Origin of the sequence: Bradyrhizobium sp. CCH5-F6, from assembly GCF_001556045.1 — a bacterium.
GTDB lineage: Bacteria > Pseudomonadota > Alphaproteobacteria > Rhizobiales > Xanthobacteraceae > Bradyrhizobium.
Map to the genome: position 1 here is coordinate 1 of NZ_LSIC01000134.1, position 2,751 is coordinate 2,751.

Genomic DNA, 2,751 nt, shown 5'->3' on the forward strand with positions numbered 1-2,751 from the left:
TGCGGATTCCGCTCGATGTCGCCCAGCATTCCGAGATGATCTCGCCCACCATTCCGATTTGAAGTCGCCCACCCATTCCGAGATGATGTCGCCCACCATTCCGGGATGATGTCGCCCGGGTGACGAGGCCTCTTCTGGCTCCCATAGGTCAACCCTTTCGGCTTTGCGAAGGGGGACCCTGGATGCCGACGGAGAGGCTTGCGATGCGCCGTGTGCGCGATGTGATCAGGATGAAGGCGGCCGGTCTGCCGAGCCGCGAGATTGCGCGACGGGTAGGAGCGGCGCCCTCGACGGTGCGGCTGGCGATCCGGCGGTTCGAGGCCGCGGGTCTGACCTGGCCGTTGCCCGACGAGCTCACGGACGCGGCCCTGGAACTCCGCCTGTTCGCCAAGACCGGCAATGGCAACCGGCAGGGTCACCGCCGCATCGCCGAACCTGATTGGACGACCGTGCACCGCGAGCTCAAGCGCAAGCACGTGACGCTGTCGATCCTGTGGGAGGAGTACATCGCCGCCGAACCCGACGGATACCGGTACTCGCGCTTCTGTGAGCTTTACCGCGCCTGGGAGGGCCGCCTGTCGGTGACGATGCGCCAGGCGCACGCAGCCGGCGACAAGCTGTTCGTCGACTATGCCGGCGACGGCGTGCCGGTGGTGGTCGATCGTCTCACCGGTGAGCGCAGAATGGCGCAGATCTTCGTCGCCGTGCTCGGCGCCTCGAGCTTTACCTACGCGCAGGCGACGTGGACGCAGGGGCTCGCCGACTGGATCAGCGCTCATGTTGGCGCCTTCGCGGCGATCGGCGGCATACCGGCGCTGCTGGTGCCTGACAACACCAAGGTCGCGGTCATCAAGGCGAGCCTGTACGACCCGCAGATCAATCGGACCTATGCGGAGATGGCGGCGCATTACGGCACCGCCATATTGCCGGCCCGGCCGCGCAAGCCGCGCGACAAGGCCAAGGTCGAGCAAGCCGTCCTGATCGTCGAGCGCTGGCTGCTCGGCCGCCTGCGTCATCGCACCTTCTACAGCCTGGCCGAGGTCAATGCGGCGATCGGCGAGCTGCTCACCAGGCTCAACGAGGAGCGGCCGATCCGGCGGCTCGGCGTGACGCGCCGCCGGCTGCTTGAGGAGGTCGATCGGCCGGCGCTCAAGCCATTGCCGGCGAGCCCCTACGTACTCGCCGAATGGCGGATCCGCCGCGTCAGCCTCGATTACCACGTCGAGGTGGAGAAGCATTACTACAGCGTCCCGCATCGCTTTGTGCGCGCCGAGGTCGAGGTGCGGTTCACTGCCCGCACCGTAGAGATCTTCCACAAGGGCGAGCGGATCGCCGCGCATCAGCGCATGAGCGGTAATCACAAACACACCACCGTGCCGGAGCACATGGCCTCCAGCCATCGGCGCTACGCCGGCTGGACCATCGCGCGCATCCGACAGGACGCTGCCGCGATCGGGCCGGCGACCAGCGCTTTGTGCGACCTCATTCTCGACGAGCGCTCGCACCCCGAGCAAGGCTTCCGCGCCTGCCTCGGCATCCTCAGGCTCGCCGGCTCCTATGGGCGCGGACGGCTGGACGCCGCGGCTGCGCGGGCGATCGACATCGGCGCGCGCACCTACGGCTCGGTCAAATCGATCCTCGCCAACAATCTCGATCGGCGTCCCGCTCATCAGCGCTCCGCGGACGATGCGCCGATCCTGCATGCCAACATCCGCGGACCGCGCTACTACAACTAGGAGACCATCCCTTGCTCACCCATCCGACCCTCGACCGCCTCAACGCCCTCGGCCTCCACGGCATGGCCAATGCCTTCGTCGATATCGAAGCAACCGGCGAGGCCGCAAGCCTCGGTCACGCCGAATGGCTCGCGCTGCTGCTCGAACGTGAAGCATCACTGCGCCACGATAAGCGGCTCGCCACCCGCCTGCGCTATGCGAAGCTGCGTCAGCAAGCGTGCGTCGAGGACATCGACTACCGCACCCCGCGCGGCCTCGACCGCCCGCTGTTCGCCAAGCTTGTCGAGGGCCGCTGGATCGATGACCATGCCAACCTGCTGATCTGCGGCCCGGCCGGCGTCGGCAAGAGCTGGCTCGCCTCGGCGCTCGGCCACAAGGCCTGCCGTGACAATCGCTCCGTGCTCTATCAACGTGTTCCGCGGCTGTTCGATGACCTCGCTCTCGCGCGCGGCGACGGTCGCCATCCGCGCCTATTGCGCGGGCTCGGCCGTGTCGATCTGCTGATCCTCGATGACTGGGGGCTCGAGCCGCTCGACGCTGGTGCCCGTCACGACCTCCTGGAAATCCTCGAAGATCGCTATGGTCATCGTTCCACCATCGTCACCAGCCAGCTCCCCGTGGACCAGTGGCATGTGCTCATTGGAGATCCTACCTATGCCGACGCCGTGCTCGATCGCCTCGTCCACAATGCCCATCGGCTCGACCTTACTGGCGAGAGCCTGCGCCGAACCCGGCAATCCGCCCGAAAGACCTGAGCCCGTGACGCTGTGGACATGCCGCTGCGCTTGGACAACGCCAAGGCGTTGCCCACATGCCCACAGCAAACGCAACAGAAACACAACAAGCTCAAGCCGCGATTCCAGTTGACCGTGCGGCTTGCCCAATGCCAGAGAACCTCAGCAGCTAGAACGCCTCGCCCCCGGGCGAGATCAAATCGGAGAGGTGGGCGACATCGTCTCGGAATCCCCGGGCGACTTCATATCGGTACACCCGGGCGACTTCGTCGGAATCCGCA

General features: G+C 66.3%; 2 protein-coding genes. Both read left to right on the forward strand.

The features are described 5' to 3' along the window. Positions 1 to 203 precede the first annotated feature (203 nt). The gene (istA, locus tag AX729_RS24400; protein ID WP_021075689.1) at positions 204 to 1,736 is read left to right on the forward strand and encodes an IS21 family transposase; all 1,533 of its coding nucleotides are present in this window, start codon (positions 204 to 206) and stop codon (positions 1,734 to 1,736) included. Between the two features lie 11 nt (positions 1,737 to 1,747). Further along, positions 1,748 to 2,491, forward strand: a complete 744-nt coding sequence (gene istB / locus AX729_RS24405; RefSeq protein ID WP_021075688.1) for an IS21-like element helper ATPase IstB — start codon at positions 1,748 to 1,750, stop codon at positions 2,489 to 2,491. Positions 2,492 to 2,751 lie beyond the last annotated feature (260 nt).